The sequence below is a fragment of the Parvibium lacunae genome (assembly GCF_003335215.1).
Taxonomy (GTDB): domain Bacteria; phylum Pseudomonadota; class Gammaproteobacteria; order Burkholderiales; family Burkholderiaceae_D; genus Parvibium; species Parvibium lacunae.
On the sequence record NZ_QPGB01000013.1, the window covers coordinates 1 to 2393 of the forward strand.

The following is a 2393-nucleotide window of genomic DNA, read 5'->3' on the forward strand; positions in this document are numbered from 1 at the left end:
ATTTAAAAAACACCGTGTATGTTAAAAACTGGGCCCCTGGCAAACTCGGTATTAGCCTGGCGGGGCAGGAGGCCGTAGCCAGCCAGCCGGCAGTACCACTCTTGAACCTGAGCGCAATGAGTGGGGCCAAACAGCCACAACCAGTGGCTAATCAACCGCACTTTCAACCCAACAAGTATCACGCCATGAGCGCGTGAGTATCAGGATTTAATACTTTAAAAATAATCTATTCAAACCTCAAAAAATCCAACTTGAAACCATATTCAAGAATAAGGCGGGTTGGGATAATGCGGGATAGAAAAAAGACTAAGGCCTAAACAGGGAGAAAAAAACATGATTGGTTTAACACTATTGGTCATCATTATCGGCTACCCCACCTTACTCATTTGGGTCTGGCATACAACCAAAGTCAAGCAAGGCAGTTGGATTGGCTTTATCTTGCTGGCGACCCCGGGTGTCTTGCACTTCTGGGATTTGCCAGTAATTTACGCCCACCACCAATGGATTTGTGCGCAAGAGGGTGGGCTGAAGGTGTTCATGCAACCGGAGAAGACGGACACGGTGCAGTTTGATCCTGAGTCTTATAGTTGGGCGGAGAGCAGTGCCGAGTATGTTTTACAAAAATTTTATCCGGCGATTAAGACGGTAGAAGTTAATAACGGAAATAGTACTCAGGGTCAGAGGAATTATTTTACGTACACAGTCGACCCGGCCAGCGTAGGTGGTGACCCGAACAAGTACAAATTCATTAAGACCCCGATCAACCAGCTTAGTCCTAATCTATATCGTATTCGGAAACGCCATTCGCCCATTTACGAAGGGCAAAGAAGAGAATATTTGCTAGAGAAAAACGGCCACCGCTATGCTTCGTGGACAGAGTTAATTTCGGGCTGGAATAGCGGGGGATATATTACTCAGGACTGGCGCTGTGAAATGGATACCCCAAGAATGCCTACGCATTATTTAGTTGATTTATTGACCAAATAACTTTACGGAGAGCACGATGCTAACGACGACCCAACTTAAAGAGTACGCCCAACTGGCTCAAGCCTCTTATGCTGCATTCACCACAGGTTATGGCGATGATCCTGTGATGGATCAACTCAAAAAACCCTACAACGAAGCCGCTTCGTTTTCTGAAATAGAAGCCAAGCAACTCACTGCCAAATACAGCGTGGTGGATCAATTTAAAAGTAGCCTACTTGACAGCGGCTTTAGCGCCACCGTGTTGAGCGATAAGGCGAATCCCAATCATTTGATTCTCAGCTTTCGGGGAACCGAACCTAAGGGACTACAGTTACTCAACGATTTAATTATTTCTGACGTACAAATCGGCATTGTCGGTTACGCCAAACCACAGGCCCTCGACTTATACCGCTACATTCGGCAGTTACAAACCGTTGGACAACAAAAAGTCGTGTATAGCGAAATCGAAATGCAGCGCATGTACTTGCTGGACAAAGGCCCCAATATTTTACCGCCGACCCCAAGTGGATTATTGTTTGACCTCATCACCGACAAAGTCGCTTACTCGACCTTCAAAGCCAGTTTACAAAATGACAGAGGGATTGGCGCCAGTGGGGCGGCGGCGATTCTTAGCCCCGGTAAAACCATTGATGTCACCGGACATAGCCTGGGCGGGCACCTCGCCATGCTCGCGCAGCGCTTATTTCCAGATTTAGTCACCGGGACTGCCGTCACCTATAACGCTGTAGGTTTTTATGCAGGTCCACTGGCATTTGACGGTAGCCCTGTACAAAAGAAAGCCGACTGGATTCTTGACCAATTTGGCGCAAATGATTTTTCAAATAATGTCTTACGCGTTGAATCCGAAGGCGACGGCATTTCTAAAATTGCCAGCGTTTATCCCGGACAAACGCTTTCTGTCGGCATGGAAACCTATCCGGGAGTAGCCGATGCCATTGGTAAAAACCACTCTGTTGCTAACATCGCCGATGGCATGGCCTTAGTTGAATTCATTGGCAAGCTGGACTCGCGTTACATGGCTGACCCACGCCTCGCCAAAGATCTCTTTAAAATGGGTTCTAACCAACCCGTTTCCTCTTACGAAAAAATTCTGGATGGCCTACGCAATATGCTCAGTGGCCCCATCACGGCACCGACCGCCAATGATAGTGACAAAAAAGGCGAATACGGCACCTCACGCGATAGCTTCTACACCAACCTGCAACAACTGGCCTACAAAGACAATATTGGTACGTTGAATGCCAGCATGGCTGCGCTCGCCGGCAAACTCCAAATCACCGCGACAACAGCCAACGCTGAGAGCGCCAAGAGTGACTTTGGTCAGTTTCTAAGTTTGTATTACCTCACTCCCTTTACCGTGAGCACGCCTGATGCGGGTAGCCAAGCCAAGCTCTTACTCACCCAAC

General features: G+C 48.0%; 3 protein-coding genes. All 3 read left to right on the forward strand.

Annotated elements, in window-relative coordinates; genetic code table 11:
• A partial coding sequence (locus tag DU000_RS12900; protein ID WP_205074072.1) for a hypothetical protein occupies positions 1-197 on the forward strand: 197 nt, incomplete at its 5' end.
• Positions 198-333: 136 nt separating this feature from the next.
• On the forward strand, positions 334-987 hold the full coding sequence (locus DU000_RS12505) for a hypothetical protein (RefSeq protein WP_114403747.1): 654 nt from the start codon (positions 334-336) through the stop codon (positions 985-987).
• 16 nt (positions 988-1003) lie between these two features.
• Positions 1004-2393: alpha/beta hydrolase family protein (locus DU000_RS12510; protein WP_205074073.1), on the forward strand; the 1390-nt coding region annotated here is incomplete at its 3' end.

What these genes read in the sequence shown, in the direction of transcription:
- DU000_RS12505 (WP_114403747.1), top strand. Translation starts at nt 334, where the DNA reads ATGATTGGTTTAACACTATTGGTCATCATTATCGGCTACCCCACCTTA.